Here is a 15321-nt window from a genome sequence, read left to right as displayed (position 1 = left end):
TCCATGCTCCCATAGAAAATCGTGCCCAGGTCTTGCTACGGTGGTGGGAAGCTCCGATTACGGGACCGGTTTGAATCTCCCTGTTCCTGCGAGAGTTCTCCGGTCAAGCGGCCACCGGGTCAATGAGGCCCGGTCAACCGACCCGCCCCGGACGGAGTCGTTCTCCGGCGTTGCCTGGCGATCGCCACTCAATCCTGATTCGGCGATCTGCCACACACGCCGTACAAGGCTGCACGGTTTCTGGGGCGTCGTCTGATCGGGCGCCCCGCTGGTCAGCAAAGGGGGAATGTTGATCGCCCTGCTCTCTGAAACCTGGCATGAACTGACCGACGACAGGGGGGAGTCCGGACAGGAGTGGAGACGCATCAGCTCACTCATCGGTGAAGGCGGCGCCAATTGGGTCGAAGACCCCGTGCGCCACATCGAGGAACTCACCGACCGGGAATTCGACGTGTTCATCCTCCTGGGCCGAGGCCTGTCCAACCACGGGATATCGGCGGCCCTCCACGTCACCGAGCGCACGGTCAAGTCGCACGTCACGCACATCCTGGCCAAGCTACAACTGGACTCGCGGCTGCAGGCCGGCCTGGTGGCCCAGGCCTACACGCACCTGGTCGCGCTCAGCTCCCAATAGTGCATCTGTCAACTGTACTTTCGTCCGGTGCGCTGTCCGCCGGTCCGATGGTTGACTCCTGCTACATATACACGCTCCTCAAGTCTCGTATCTCGCAACAGCATTTACGGTTCAAGTCCAGTGGAGTGAAAACGGGGATGACGGCAGAGGAATCGGCAGTTCTCTTTCCAGGGCAAGGCGGATTCAGCGGTGCGGCGCTCAATGCCGCCAGGATGAAGTATCCGCAAGTCGACGAGACTTTCAAGGCCGTTGACGCGGTGGCGGAGGAAATATTCGGGGGTGCGGTTTCCGCCGTACTGTTCGACGGCCCTCCGCTCACCGTGGACGACCTGCTTCAGCAAGCCGGTTGGGTGTCGCAACTGGCCATTTACGGCAGCGATGTGGCTGCCTGGCGCATTCTGCAGGAAAACGGCCTGAGACCGCGGCTCTTCGTGGGCCACAGCATGGGCGAAATACCGGCGCTCGTCGCCGGCGGGGCGTTCTCCGTGGAGGACGGCGCGCGTATCGTCGCCGAGCGGCTGCGCGTCCTGGAGGAGGCGGACCTGCCGGCGGGACGGATGGCGGCTCTCACGCTGGACCGGCAGCGGACCCGGCGGCTGCTCGACCTCCTCGATGACCCGGCCCTGGTGGTGGCCGCCGAGAACCACGACCGGCAGACGGTCATCAGCGGCCCCGAGCACTCCGTGCGCGCCGCGCTGCGCGTGGCCCGCGAACTGCATGCCGGTGGCCTCCTGCTGGCCTCGCCGTTCGCGTTCCACAACCCCGCGCTGCAGCCGGTGCGGGCGCCGTTCGCCGCCCGGATCGGCGGCCTGCTCCGGCAGGCTCCGCGCACGGCCGTGTACTCGCCGATCCTGCGCCGGACCTACCGCGCGGACGACGACCTGGCGGCACTGCTCGCCGAACACCTGGTCCGGCCGGTCGACTTCCGCGGGACGGTGCGCGCTCTCTACGACGCCGGCGTCACCACGTTCTTCGAGGCGGGCGGCCTCGGCTCCCTCGGCCGGTGCGTCGAGCGGGTCCTGGCCGGCGCCGGCGACCTCACGGTCCGGTCGACCTTCACGTTGGAGGCGGACGGACGACTCGGCGTGGAGCAGGCCGTGACCGGCCTCTCCGCCGCCGCACCGGAGCCCTTCGAGCAGTTCTGGGCCGCCTTCGGCACGCGGCTCGTCGCACGCGTCCGGGCGGAGCTGGCCGCCTCCACCGCCGTACCCGCGAGCCCGGCGAAGCCGGCGCCGGCCGCCCCGGCCGCCCCGGCCGCCCCGGTTCCCGCGTCCGCGACGCCGTCGGCGCCCGCCGCGCCCGCCCCCGTCGGGGCGCCCGACCGGGAGGAGCTCTTCGCCGAGCTCCGTTCGCTGTACGCGGAGGCGCTGGAGTATCCCGAGGAGGTCTTCACCGAAGAGGTCCTGCTGGAGGCCGAACTCGGCATCGACTCCGTCAAGCAGGTGGAGCTGCTGACCCGGGTGACCGGCCGCTACGGCCTGCCGCCCAGCGACATCCGCATCTCCGACCACGACACCGTCGGCAAGGTGGTCGACCTGCTGCACGCCCACCTGGTGAGCCGCGACGTGTCCGTCGCCGCCGCCTGAGCGGCACACCCCGACCGGAGCAGCGGCGACCCGCCCGCTCCGGTCCCGGACCGCGCGACAAGGAGCAATCTCGCGATGCAGCAGCAGCTCAGCGGCAGACTCGCCCTGGTCACCGGGGGAGCCAGGAACATCGGCCGGAGCGTGGCCAGGGCGCTCGCCGAGCGTGGCGCCCACGTCCTGGTGAACTACTTCCATTCGCACGAGGAGGCCCTGCGCACCCGCGCGGAACTGACGGCGCTCGGCGCCCGGGTCGATCTGATCAGGGCCTCCGTGGCCCGGCAGGACCAGGTCGACCGGATGTTCTCCGAGATCGGGGAACGCTTCGGCCATCTCGACATCCTGGTGAACAGCGCCGCGAACGGCGCGCTGCTCCCGCTCGACCGGATCACCGAGACCGACCTCGACAAGGCCCTCGACACGAACTACAAGGGCAGCCTGCGCTGCGCCCGGGCCGCGGCCCCGCTGATGGCACGCCGGGGCGGCGGCTCGATCGTCCAGATGTCGGCCCTCGGCAGCTCTCAGATGGTGATGGCGAACTATCTGGCCTGTGCGCCGGCCAAGGCCGCCGTCGAGGCCCTCACCCGCTATCTGGCCGTGGAGTTCGCCCCGCTCGGCATCAGGGTGAACACCGCGTCCGCGGCCATGCTGGTCAGCGAGGTCGCGGACGCGTTCCCGGACGCCGAGGCCATGCAGGAGGTCATCCGGGACGCCACCCCGCTCGGCCGGCTCGGCACGCCGGAGGAGTTCGCCGCCCTCGTGGCCTTCCTGGCCTCCGACGACTCCCGCTGGATCACCGGCCAGACGATCCTGGCGGACGGCGGACTGTCCCTGGGGGCGGCGCTGCTGTCGCCGCCACGCGTGGACCGAGGCGCTCCCGACGCCGGGGAACGCACCCTGGACGACGGCGCCCCGGACGAGGACGCCGTAGCGGAACCCGCCCTGAACGGCGGCGCCGTTTCCGGCGAGCCCACGGACGACGGCAGTGCTGTGGACGACGGCAGTGCCGTGGACGATGGCGGTGCCGTGGACGATGGCGGTGCCGTGGACGGCATCGCCATCGTCGGCATGGGGCTGGCCGTCGCCGGCGCCAACAGCCCGGAGGAGTTCTGGGAGCTGCGCACCACCGGGGCCGATCTGTTCGTCCCCGTTCCCGAGGACCGCTGGCAGCGCCGGACCTTCCACTCGGCCGACCTCTCGGCGCCCGACAAGTCGTACCAGGACACCTGTGTCTTCATCACCGACTTCCACCCGGTCGCGGAGGCAGTCGAGACAATGGACGAGGCCGACGGCGCAGACCACGAGCTGACGACCACCTGGCTGCGCCACAGTCTGGTGCAGGCGTTGAAGGGGGTACGGCGCGCCCCGTCCGCCCGCCATTCCTTCCTGGTGGGCTACACCCCCGACGGCAGCCAGCACCTGGAGGAGGCCGGCGTCCTGGCGGGCATGGACACACGGGCCCGGCGGACGGCCGGCTCGCTCGACCTCACCGCACCGCAACGCGACCGCCTCCTCGACGCGGTCCAGGACGTCCTGACCCGGCGGTACCGGCGCGGCGCGCGGGCGCCGGAGCGGTTCCTCCCGCACCGGGTGGGACAGCTCGCGATGGCGGGAGTCCTGCCGGCCGACACCGAAGTGCAGATGATCGACACCGCCTGCTCGTCGTCGCTCTACGCCATCGACATCGGCGCCAAGGGCCTGCTGAGCGGCAAGCACGACATCGCCGTATGCGGCGGCGCGTTCGCCCTGGCCCCGCGCGGCACCGTGCTGTTCTCCAAACTGCAGGGCCTGTCCCGGCGCGGCGCGGTCCACTCGCTCGACGCGGACGCGGACGGTGTGATCTTCGCCGACGGCGCGGGCGTCGTCGTCATGAAGCGGCTCAGCGACGCGCGGCGCGACGGGGACCGGATCCTCGGCGTGCTCACGTCGGTCGGAGCCTCCTCCGACGGCCGGGGCAAGGCGGTCTACGCACCGAACTCGGCCGGTCAGGACCTGGCGGTCCGCGCCGCCCTCGCCGACGGCGTCTCGCCCGACGACGTCGACTGGATCATCGCCCACGCCACGGGCACCCCGGCCGGAGACCTCGCCGAGTTCACCACACTCCGCGCGCACTTCGGCCGGACGAACCCGGCGTACGTCACGTCCAACAAGTCGCTCATCGGACACACCGGATGGGCGGCGGGCGTCGTATCGGTCATCGAGGCGTTGCTGGCGCTGGAGCACGAGACGATCCCGAAGCAGTTCCGGTTCAACCGCGCTCCCGAGTCGTTCGGCCTGGACGACAGCCTGCTGGAGATCCCGACCGAGAACGTCCCCTGGACCGCGTCGGCGGGCGGGCCTCGCACGGTCGCGGTGTCCGGCTTCGGCTTCGGCGGCACGAACGCGCACGTACTCCTGCGGGAACACCTCGCGGGTGAGCACCGTCCGCCGGAACGCCGTCCGCGTGACCACGGCCCGGACCACCGTCCGCGCGCCGGCCGCCCCGCCCCACCCGGGGCCGCCGGCGCCGAGGAGCGGGTGGTGGTCGTCGGATGGTCCGCGCACGTCCCGGGTCTCGACCGCGAGGGCGTTGTCGAGTGGATCGGCGGACGGGGCGCCGGGCCGGCCGACAGTTTCGGCTCCTCGTACCCGACGCCGCCGCTGCACAGGGTCCGGTTGCCCCCGGCGACGGTGCGCACCATCGACCGCAGCCAGTTGATGATCCTGGAGTGCGCCCACGACCTGCGCGGCAGGCTCACCGAGTTCTGGGACGCCACCACGGGGTCCACCGGCGTGTTCGTGGGCAACATGGGCCCCACCAGGGCGGCCATGCTGTTCGCCAACCGCTGCTTCCTCGACGACGTCGAGGAGGCTCTCACCGAGGATCCGGCCACGGCGTCCCTGCCCGGACTGGCCGAGCTGCTGACCGGGCTGCGCGCGCTGGTGCGGGAGGAGATCCCGGCGTCCAACGAGGACTCGTTCCCCGGCATGATGCCCAACGTCATCTCCGCCCGGGTCGCCAACCACTTCGACCTCAAGGGCCCCAACATCACTCTCGACTCCGGGTACGCCTCAAGCCTGACCGCCATCGAGACGGCCGCGCGCTATCTGCGGGCCGGACAGCTGGACTTCGCCCTCGCGGGCGGGATCAACGGCAACAGCCTCCCGGAGTACGCGACGCTGCTGGCCGGGCTTCCGGAGGGCGTCGCGGACGGGCGACTCGCCGAGGGCGCCTTCATGTTCGCCCTCACCACCGAGGCCGGAGCCGTCGCGGCGGGGCTGCCGGTCCTCGGCCACGTGGCGGATCTGACGGTCGGCGGCACACCGTCCGGCGGTCGCCGCATCGCCCTCCTGCCGACGCGGCCGGACGAGGTCTCCACCGCCCGCTACCTCGGCGCCGCCGGCGCCCTGGCCGTCCTTCAGGGACTGCTCGGCCCGTCCGGCGCGGTGGACGTCACCTGCCCGGGACGGACCGAGCAGAGCACCGTCCGTCTCGCCCTCGGCATACCCGCCGCCGCGGCCGAGGCGCCGCCGGACCGGCCCCACCCGGCGACCACCGGCCCCCGGCACCCCGCACAACCGCCCACCGCCGGTCCGCGACCGGCCGTTCGCCGCCCGCGGGCCCCGCTGCTCCCGTTGCCCGAGCGGTTCGCCGGCGCCGACCGGCTGGCCACGGGCGAGGGCCTGATGACCGCGCGTCATGTGTCGGTGCTCTCCGAACTCGCGGCCGGACCCGAGCCGCACGAGCGGGTCGCGTTCCTGCCGCCCGGCGTCGTGGTGCTCACCGACATGCCCGACCTGTGGGCCTCCCTGCGCCATCTGCCGGCCGACGCGACCGTGCTGTGCACGGCGCCGGTCAGTGTGACCCGGCCCGGCTGGCGCCATCTGCCCGAGGCCACCCCGGACGCGGTCCGCGCGGCGCTGGCCGACCACGGGCCCGTTCGGCATCTGCGGGTCGTCGCCGACCTCGCCCGCTCGGCGCCGCTGCCCGACGGCTCCCAGGCCGGTCCGCCCGCCTCCCGCGACGGCCTGGCCCCCTCCCTGACCGCCCTGCACGACGCGACGTTCCTCGTGCTGCAGACCGCCCATACGGACCTGGCCGCGGAAGGTTCGTCGTTCCTGACCCTGCTCCTGGGGGCCGTCACGGAGCGGATCCCGCACCCCTGCACCGGCCTGTTCTCCGGGCTGGTCAAGTGCGCGGCCCTGGAACTGCCGGACACCCTCACGTTCCTCCTGGCCACCGACGTACGGGAACCGCGCAAAGGCGCGCTGCTCGCGGAGCGGGAGACCCGGGCCGTACGCGCCTTCCCGGTGGTCTTCCACGAGGACGGCCGGCGCCACGCCCAGGTGCTCACGCCGGAGTACGCCCTCTCCGGCGCCGGACGGGGGAGCGCCGCGGGCCGCCTCGGCCCCGACTCCGTGGTGGTCGCCGTCGGCGGCGCCCGGGGCATCACCGCGGAGGCCGTCACGGCACTGGCCGAGCACTTCCGCCCGCGGATCTACCTGTTGGGGAGCAACCCCCTGGACGGGTACCCCGAGGCCGTCTTCGAGGGGGACGACGAGACCTTCGCCGCCACCCGGCGGTCGTACCTCCGCGAGAACCTGGCGGGAGGCGGCCGGACGGTCGCGGACGTCAACCGCGCGTTCGACCGCTTGCTGGATGCCCGCGCGGCCCGCCGGACCATCCGGCGCATGGAGGAGTTCTGCGGGGCCGGCCGGGTGACCTATCTGACGTGCGACGTCCGGGACGGGAAGGCGGTCGCCCAGGCCGTCGACCGCATCCTGACGGAGCAGCCGGCCGTGGACCTGCTCGTCAACGCCGCCGGACGCAACAAATCCGCCCTGATCAAGGACAAGGAGTTCGCCGAGTTCAAGGCCATCCGCGACCTGAAGGCCCTCGCCTACCGCAACCTCAAGCGCGCGTTCGCCGGCCGGTCCCCGGCGACATGGTGCAACTTCGGTTCCCTGCTCGGCCACTTCGGCCAGCTCGGCGAGCCCGACTACGCCTCGGGCAACGACTATCTGGCAGCGGCCGCGGTCGACGCCGCCGCGCACGGGGCCGACGAGTTCACCGTGGGCTGGACGCTGTGGGACGGCGTGGGCATGGGAGCCGACGAACTGACCAAGGCGTACTTCAAGCGCGCCGGCTCCTACAGTCACATGCCGGTGCGCGAAGGCGTGCACCATTTCCTCCAGGAACTCCACGCCGAGCGCCGTACGGCGTCGGTGGTGCACATCGGGGCGGCGGAACGGGAGACGATCGAGGGTTTCTACCCCGGTTATCTGGACCGCCGGGCGTTCGGTGCGACTGCGTCCGGCGCGACCGTGCCGGAGCGGTCCGTGCCGGACGGGTCCGTGCCGGAGGGCGTCGGCAAGGGCACGTTCTACCTGCGCGAGACGCTGTCTTCGGACGCCGACTCGGCGGTCTTCGCCTGTGCCTTCGACCTGGGCACCGACGGCTACCTCGCCCACCACACCGTCCGCGGCGTGCCCACCCTGCCGGGCACGTTCGTCGTGGAGATCGCCGTGGAGGCGGCGTGCCACCTGGCGCCCGGCCGCAGGGCCGTCGCCCTGGAGGACCTCCGCTTCGAACACTTCCTGCGCGTCCACAACGCCGTCCGGTCCACCCCCGACCCCAAGAAGATCACCGCCCGGGTGCTGGAACGCGGAGACGAACTCACCGTGGTCGAGGTGGCCGTGACCGGAGACGTACGGGCGCCCGGCGGCGTCCTGCTGGTGAAGGACAGGGTGCACTTCACCGCGCGGGTGCTGCTGCGCGGCGAGCTGCCCGAGGCCCCGGGCTGGGAGCACTGGGACGACGGCGACGACATCCCGGTCCCCGACCCGTACCACGCCCAGGCGTCGCCGGTGTCCCTGACGGGCCCCTTCGTCTCCACCACGCGGACCCGGCTGCACCGCCTGGGCAAACACTCCCTCTACCGGGCCGACGTGGCCGCCGACGATCCCGCCCTCTCCCGGTTCACCACCCCCGCGATCCTGCTCGACGGTCTGGCCCGCACCGGTGTCCTGCACCTGGAGGACGGCCGGCTCGTGCCTGTCGCCGCACCCCTGTCCATCCGCCGGGTGGATCTGTACGAGGAAGCCAACGACATCGAACTGACCAGGCGGTACGGCCGGCTCCACCTCTACGCCACGCCCACCGGCTTCGACATGACCGGACACGCCCCCGACAACCGGTTCCTCGCCGTCACCCCCGGGGGCCGGGTCGTCGCCCAGATGAAGGACGTCACCGCCACCGTCGTCGGCTACCTGGACGCGGTCTCCGGGCGCCTGTACTCCCCGGACAAGCAACCGCTGCCCGGCCCTGTCGACACCGAGACCCCGAGGAAGGCCGGATGATGGAGCAGCGGACGACGACCGAGGACGCGGTCGGGGAGCAGCGGCACGTGCGGGCGGAGAAGGCCCCTGGGCCGGTCGGCAGTGTGCTGTTCGGCGCGCTCAGCAGCTTCAAGAAGGACACCCTCCGCCTGCTGACGGAGCTTCAGCGCCAGTACGGCGGCGTGGCCCGGATGAAGATGGGCCCCTACCTCGTCCATCAGGTGACCGACCCCGAGGCCGTCAAGCACGTACTCCAGGACAACGCGCGCAACTACGTGCGCGGCAGGTTCTACCGGGGCTTCAACCTGTTCTTCGGCCGCGGGATGCTCACCACGGACGGCGCGGAGTGGCGGACCCGCCGTGCGGTCAGCCGGCCCTTCTTCCACCGGGCAGGGCTGCGCGCGCGTTCCGGCACCGTCACCGACACGGTGGAGGAGCTGCTGGCGCGCTGGGAGCCCATCGCGCGTTCGGGCGACCCGGTCGACATCACCGACGACATGATGTGGCTGGCGATGGGTGTGCTGGGCCGCATGCTGTTCGGCGTGGACCTGCGCCGGTACGCGGACCGGTTGCTGCCCGCGGTCCGCTTCTCGCTGAAGGCCATGATTCTCACCGGCGAGGTCAAGCAGATGCTGCCCCGCTGGGTGCCCACCCCCTACCAGCGCCGCCTCAAAGGGCATCAGCAGGTCCTCAACGACGTCATGGACGAGATCATCGACCTCCACCGGCGCGGCGAGGGCAGCCCCGACAGCGTGGTCTCCGCGCTCTTGAAAGCGACGCACGAGGTCACCGGCGAACCGTTCAGCCGGCGGCAGATACGGGCCGAGCTCAAGACGCTGTTCCTCGCCGGTCACGAGACCACCGGCTGCGCCCTCACCTGGACGCTGTACGCGGTCGCCCAGCACGAGGACGTCCGGCGCAGGCTCGACGCCGAGCTGACCGAGGTGCTCGGTGGCCGGGTGCCCACGGCCGAGGACGTGGACGACCTGCCGTATCTGCGGGCGGTCGTCGACGAGTCGCTGCGCCTGTATCCGCCCATCTGGCTGTTTCCGCGGGACGCGGTCACCGACGACCGGGTCGGCGGTTACCGCATCCCGGCCGGCAGCACGGTGATCGTCCCGGTGTACGCGGCCCACCACAACCCGGCCGTGTGGGACAACCCCGAGGCGTTCGATCCGGAACGTTTCTGCCCTGCCCACGCCGCCCGCCCCGCGGACAGCGGAGACGGGAGGAGCCCGGACGGAACCGGGAGCGCGAACGAAGGCGGGACCGGAGACGGGACCCGAGGCAGGAACGAGGGCCCGAACGAGGACGGGACCGGAGGCGCGAACGGCAGCGGTGTCCGCGGTACGCCCAGGCAGCGTGACCGTTACGACTACTTCCCCTTCGGCGGCGGCGCCCGCAAGTGCATCGGAATGGACCTGGCCCTGCTGGAACTGCGCCTCGCCGTCGCCATGGTGGTGCAGCGCTACCGGCTCCAGCTGGTCGCGGGCCGCCCGGTCAGCCCCGCGGCGCTGGTCTCGCTCCGACCGCAGCCCGGTGTCCTCATGCACATCAGGCCGGCCGAGCCGAAGGATCCCGCGGCATGAGCACCGTCTCCCGGCCGGTGTCCGCGACGCCCCGCACCCCGGCGCCGGCCGTGGCCCCGGTGCGCCGCGTCCGGTGGCGGACCGTCACCGCGTCCGGTCCGCCGCCGTATCCGGCGCCGGCGCTGCGCGGGGCCAAGGTGCTCGTCTTCGGCGGCACACCCGGGCTGGCCCGCGCCGTCCGCGACACCCTCAGGGCCGCGGGCGCCGAGGCCCACGCCGACGATTCGGGGCGGTGGCCGGTCCCGGGCGAGGCGCCCGACGGGCTGGTGGACCTGGGGCACGCCGACCCCTTCGTACCGGGGGAGCACCACGGCTACCGCCGGGCGCTGCTGCGCTCGGTGACCGCGCTGCGGGCCTGCTACCCGTACTGGCGGCGAGAACCGGACGCGCACCTGCTCTTCTACGTCGTCGTCACCTACCTCGGCGGTGCCATGGGATACGACGCTCCCGGTGACGCCGGAACGGCCGGGCAGCCGCTCGGCGGTATCTGGGCCGGCCTGGCCAAGACCGTGCACCGGGAGATCGCCAACTGCAACACCCGGGTCGTGGACACCGACCCCGCCGACCTGGCGGAGCTGCCGCGCCGGATCACCCATGAGCTGTACCGCTGGGGCCTGTTCGAGGTCGGCTACCGTGCGGGGCGCCGCCGCACCCTGGAGGCGGCCCCGGAGGACGCCGGCCCGCCGGGACTGTCGCTGGACACCGGGGACCTGGTACTGCTCTCGGGCGGCGGACGGGGCATCGGCTGGCGGCTCGCCCGGACGCTCGCGGCCCGCCACGGCTGCCGGGTGGTCGTCACCGGGCGTAGCCCGCTGCCCGGCCCGGACGACCCGTCCCGAGCGCTCGACGACGAGCAGTTCAAGGCCTACGAGCAGAGCCTGTGGGCGCAGCGGCGGCAGGGCCGCGGGCTGGCCGCCGTCCGCGCCGCCGTCGACTCGGCCCGGCGCGACCGGGAACTGGTCCGGCATCTGGACCAGGTCCGGCGGGCCGGCCTGCGCATCTCCTACACGGTGTGCGACGTCACGGACCGCGACCAGACCGCGGCCCTGGTCGCCCGGTACGGGAAGGCGATCACCGCCGTCGTGCACAATGCGGGCGTCGACACGCCCGCGCGGCTGCCCAAGAAGTCGGACGACGAGTTCCTGAGCACGGTCGCGACCAAGGTGGACGGATTCGTCAACCTCTTCTGCGCGGTACGCGAGCTGCCCCTCAAGTTCTTCTGCAACGTCGGCTCCCTCACCGGACGGCTCGGCGGCATGGTCGGCCAGCTCGACTACGCCGCCGCGAACGAGGGACTGGCCCGCCTCGGCCTCTGGGCCCAGGCGCGGGTCGCGTTCCCCGTCATGACGCTGTGCTGGCCCACCTGGGACCGGCTCGGCATGGTCGCCAACTTCGAGGCCACCCTGCGCTACATGGCCGCGCTCGACGTGGCGGAGGGGCTTGACCTGTGGACGCGGGAACTGACCGCTGCCTCCCGCGGTGAGATCACCTACATCGGCCCGCTGGGCCGCGCGCTCGGACCGCTCCAGAGTCGCGGATACCGGGTGAGCGCGGCCCTGCCGGGCCACCGGGACCTGCTGTCGGCCGTGTTCCACCTGGGCGACCTGCGTACCCACCTGCCGCATACGGCGCAGGAGGCCCTGTTCGCCCTGGACAGCGCGCAAGCCCCCGTCCTGAACGACGTGCTGGTCGGCGGCGAGCCCTCGCTGCCGGTGTCCCTGCTGCTGGAGAACGCGGTACGAGGAGCCGCCTGGGTGCAGCCGGAGGACTACACCCCGCTGGCCCTGCAGAGCCTGCAGGACGTGTACGTCGCCCTCCCGGAACTCCGCCTCCGGCACGGCCGCATCGCCCTTCGACGGTCGGTCACCGCGGGCTACGCCGACGGCCGCTGGACCGCTCACGTCCGCTTTCACCACGCCGACACCGGCCACGAGGCCGCCCGGCTGTGCCTGGCCTACCGCCGCGCGGACGCTCCGGGTGAGCCGTACGCCGGACAGAGCGCCGGCACCACCGGCACCGCTGAAGCCACCGAAGCCACCGCCACCGAAGCCACCGCCACCGCCGCCGAGGCCGGCACCGCCGCCGCCCGCCGCCCCCCGCACCTCGGCGCGGCCGGACTTCCCCTGCGCTGGTCGGGTCTGGTCCTGCGGGGCGCCAGCTGGCACGCCGGGCCGCGGGACACGTACACGGCCGAGGTCCGCGAGACGCCGGCCACCGATCTGTGGGTCCTGCCCAGCTGGCCGGTCAGCACACTCCCACTGACCGCCCTGGAGAACGTCTTCCGCCGCACGGCGGAGCACGCCCCGGGCGCCGCGCTCACGGTCCGGCGCGTCGAAGTCCGGGGCGGGATCCCCGCACCGGCGGCCCCAGGCGCCGCGCTCCTCGTCCGGGGAAGCCCGGGAGCCGGACGCTGGACGGTGTCCGCGGCCGACGGCGACAACCGCGCACTCCGTCTTTCCGGCGTCACCTACCGAGGAGATCAGCGATGACGCAGCCACAGCCGACCGCCCCCGAAGTCTCACTGTCAGGTGTGTACCAGCCCGAGTTCATCGACGACCCGTATCCGCTCTACCGGCGAGCCCGTGAGACGGCCCCCGTGCTCTGGGACCCGCAGATGGGCGACGCCGGGGCCTGGATGGTGACCGGCTACGAAACGGCCCTCGCCGCGCTGCGCGACCCGCGGTTCTCCGCCCGCCGCCCCCAGTGGGACCCGGCGACCGGCACCGAGCGCACCGCGTCGCCCCTGCGCGCCCTGCACACTCAGGTGTTCGTCAGCGACGCGCCGGACCACCAGCGCATCCGCAAGGCGATGTCCCAGCCGTTCCTGCCGCGGGCCGTGGACGCGATGCGCGGGGACATCGAGCGGGCCGCGCACCGGCTGCTGGACGCCGTACTGCCGCGTGGGGAAATGGACTTCATGGCGGACTACGCCATGGCACTGCCGTCCGAGACGGTCTGCCAGGTCCTCGGCATCCCCCGGGAGGACCGGGGCACGGTCTGGAAGTTCATCCTCAGCTGGGGACTGCTCGTGGACGAGGGGCCGCTCAGCAAGGAGCACCCGGAGTACCACCTGGCCGGGATCGGGAAGTACATGGACTACTTCCGCGGGCAGTTGGCCCTGCGCCGCACCCGGCGCACCGACGACCTGATGCAGACCGTGGCCGACGCCTGGGACGACGGCGGGTTCAGCAGCGAGGAGGAGCTGCTGGGCAACCTGATCTTCCTGCTGACGGCCGGCCAGACGACGACCGCCCACCAGATCGGGAACACCGTGCTGGCCCTGCTGGCCCAGCCGGAGGTGTACGGCAGGGCCGTCGCCGAACCGTCCCTCGTGCCCGCGGCCACGCCCGAGTTCATGCGGTACGACAGCTCGGTGCAGCTGACCAGGCGACGCGCGACCGAGCCGGTCGAGCTCGGCGGCCGGTTCATTGAGGCGGGGGAGGAGGTGTTCGTCTGGATCGGCGCCGCCCACCGCGACCCGGCGGTCTTCCCCGACCCCGACCGGATCGACCTGGACCGTCCGCGCACCCCGAACCTCGCGCTGGGCCACGGGGCCCACTACTGCCTGGGCGGCCGACTCGGGCAGCTCGTCAACGAGATCGCCGTACGGACCTTCGTGGAGCGGGTGACCGGACCGGCCGTCGACCTCTCCGGTGTTCACCGGACGGTCACCCCCACCTTCCGCGGCCCCCACGTGATGCCGATGACCTTCGACGCCAAGGAGACACGATGACCACCGCCAGGCCGCCGCTGCCGGATTTCGCCGGCTTCACCACCCTGGACAGGGAGGTGTCGCTGGACCGGCTGCCGGTCACAGGGGCCCTCCCCGGCTGGCTGACCGGCACCCTGCTGCGCAACGGGCCGGCGAAGTTCGAGGTCGGCGACTACCGGCTCACGCACTGGTTCAACGGTCTGGCGATGCTGCACGCGTTCTCCTTCGCGGACGGCCGGGTGAAGTACGCCAACAAGTTCCTGCGCACGACCGCGTACGACCTGGCCACCACCAAGGACCAGCTCTACGGCAAGCAGTTCGGCCAAGACCCCTGCGAGCAGCTCTTCGGACGGCACTTCGCGGCCTATTCACCGAACGTCACGGACAACACGAATGTCAACGTGGCCCGGATGGCCGGGCGTTATTTCGCCTTCGCGGAGCAGCCCCTGGCCAACGAGTTCGACCCGCAGACGTTGGACACACTCGGCGAGGTACCGTTCGAGGGCCAGGTCCAGGGCGAGACGTCCACGCCGCACCCGCACTACGACTTCGACCGCCGGGTGCTGATCAACTACACCACGTCGATGGCGGACCGAGCGGCGTACCAGCTCTTCTACGTCCCGGACGGCGAACTCGTGCAGCGGCCGCTCGCCACCGTCGAGGTCGACGAACCGTGCTACATGCACAGCTTCGCCGCGACCGAGAACTACGTCGTCCTCGTGGAGTTCCCGGTCGTCATCGACGCCGAGCTTTTCCGGCAGGCGAGAAACCCCTTCCTGGCCACCTTCGAGTGGCAGCCCGAGCGGCCGGCCCGCTTCCTCGTGGTGGACAAGCGCGAGGGCCGGTTGGTCGCCACCTTCGAGAGCGAGGCGTTCTTCGCCTTCCACCACGTCAACGCCGTCGAGACGGGCGGGGACCTCCTGGTCGACATCGCGGCCACGCACCATCCCTACGAGACCGTGCTCGGCCTCGCACCGACGGAGGACCAGCTCGACCTCCAGGCGTACGGATACCAACTGCGGCGCTACACACTGCCGTTGGCGCGTTCCGGCGGTTCGGTCGGGTGGGAGCCGCTCGCCGACGCCGGCGTGGAGATGCCGCGCATCAACTACCGGGAGCACAACGGCAGGGCGTACCGCTACGCCTACGGCCTCGGGCACTCCCCGCGCAGCCTGCGCGCGATGAACAGGCTGCTGAAGGTCGACGTGGTGGCGGGCACCCACCGGGCCTGGTACGAAAAGGGCTGCTTCCCCGGCGAGGGCGTCTTCGTGCCGCGCCCGGGGGCCACGGGGGAGGACGACGGGGTGGTGCTGTCGGGCGTGCTGGACGCCCGGAGCGGGCGGTCGTTCCTGTTGGTCCTCGACGGGCCGACGTTCGAGGAACTGGCCCGGGCCGAGGTGCCGCACCACATTCCGAACGACTTCCACGGACAGTTCTTCCCGGACCTGCACCGCTGACCCGGGCCTGGGCACCGCCGCCCTGGAC

Annotated in this window: 7 protein-coding genes; all 7 read left to right on the top strand. The window is 72.1% G+C overall.

Going from position 1 to position 15321, the window contains the following annotated elements:
* Positions 1 to 286 precede the first annotated feature (286 nt).
* The 7 genes from ACZ5K7_RS29955 (at position 287) to ACZ5K7_RS29925 (ending at position 15293) form a co-directional block, all read left to right on the top strand.
* A complete protein-coding gene (locus tag ACZ5K7_RS29955) occupies positions 287 to 634 on the top strand; it encodes a response regulator transcription factor (RefSeq protein WP_351713426.1) in 348 nt (115 codons plus the stop codon).
* Positions 635 to 681: 47 nt separating this feature from the next.
* Complete coding sequence (locus ACZ5K7_RS29950; protein WP_468918032.1) at positions 682 to 2220, top strand: acyltransferase domain-containing protein; 1539 nt, start codon at positions 682 to 684, stop codon at positions 2218 to 2220.
* A gap of 75 nt (positions 2221 to 2295) precedes the next feature.
* The gene (locus ACZ5K7_RS29945) at positions 2296 to 8556 is read left to right on the top strand and encodes an SDR family oxidoreductase (protein WP_468918030.1); all 6261 of its coding nucleotides are present in this window, start codon (positions 2296 to 2298) and stop codon (positions 8554 to 8556) included.
* Positions 8553 to 10124, top strand: a complete 1572-nt coding sequence (locus tag ACZ5K7_RS29940; protein WP_468918027.1) for a cytochrome P450 — start codon at positions 8553 to 8555, stop codon at positions 10122 to 10124. Before ACZ5K7_RS29945 ends, ACZ5K7_RS29940 begins: the two co-directional genes overlap by 4 nt.
* A complete protein-coding gene (locus ACZ5K7_RS29935; protein ID WP_468918024.1) occupies positions 10121 to 12613 on the top strand; it encodes an SDR family NAD(P)-dependent oxidoreductase in 2493 nt (830 codons plus the stop codon). The genes ACZ5K7_RS29940 and ACZ5K7_RS29935 overlap by 4 nt, the downstream gene beginning before the upstream one ends.
* Positions 12610 to 13857 carry a cytochrome P450 gene (locus ACZ5K7_RS29930; RefSeq protein ID WP_468918021.1) on the top strand — a complete coding sequence of 416 codons (1248 nt, stop codon included), beginning with the start codon at positions 12610 to 12612 and terminating at the stop codon, positions 13855 to 13857. The genes ACZ5K7_RS29935 and ACZ5K7_RS29930 overlap by 4 nt, the downstream gene beginning before the upstream one ends.
* Positions 13854 to 15293: a carotenoid oxygenase family protein gene (locus ACZ5K7_RS29925; protein ID WP_351713416.1), complete on the top strand. Its 1440-nt coding sequence runs from the start codon at positions 13854 to 13856 to the stop codon at positions 15291 to 15293. The genes ACZ5K7_RS29930 and ACZ5K7_RS29925 overlap by 4 nt, the downstream gene beginning before the upstream one ends.
* Positions 15294 to 15321: the final 28 nt, after the last annotated feature.

This window comes from Streptomyces sp. NPDC031497, from assembly GCF_055580905.1.
Note: the sequence above shows the minus strand (reverse complement) of the source record. Positions and strands in the feature narration are given on the sequence as shown.

Excerpts from the sequence above, each read along its gene's own strand:
- ACZ5K7_RS29955 (WP_351713426.1), top strand. The coding sequence starts at position 287 with ATGTTGATCGCCCTGCTCTCTGAAACCTGGCATGAACTGACCGACGAC.
- ACZ5K7_RS29950 (WP_468918032.1), top strand. The coding sequence starts at position 682 with ATGGTTGACTCCTGCTACATATACACGCTCCTCAAGTCTCGTATCTCG.
- ACZ5K7_RS29945 (WP_468918030.1), top strand. The coding sequence starts at position 2,296 with ATGCAGCAGCAGCTCAGCGGCAGACTCGCCCTGGTCACCGGGGGAGCC.
- ACZ5K7_RS29940 (WP_468918027.1), top strand. The coding sequence starts at position 8,553 with ATGATGGAGCAGCGGACGACGACCGAGGACGCGGTCGGGGAGCAGCGG.
- ACZ5K7_RS29935 (WP_468918024.1), top strand. The coding sequence starts at position 10,121 with ATGAGCACCGTCTCCCGGCCGGTGTCCGCGACGCCCCGCACCCCGGCG.
- ACZ5K7_RS29930 (WP_468918021.1), top strand. The coding sequence starts at position 12,610 with ATGACGCAGCCACAGCCGACCGCCCCCGAAGTCTCACTGTCAGGTGTG.
- ACZ5K7_RS29925 (WP_351713416.1), top strand. The coding sequence starts at position 13,854 with ATGACCACCGCCAGGCCGCCGCTGCCGGATTTCGCCGGCTTCACCACC.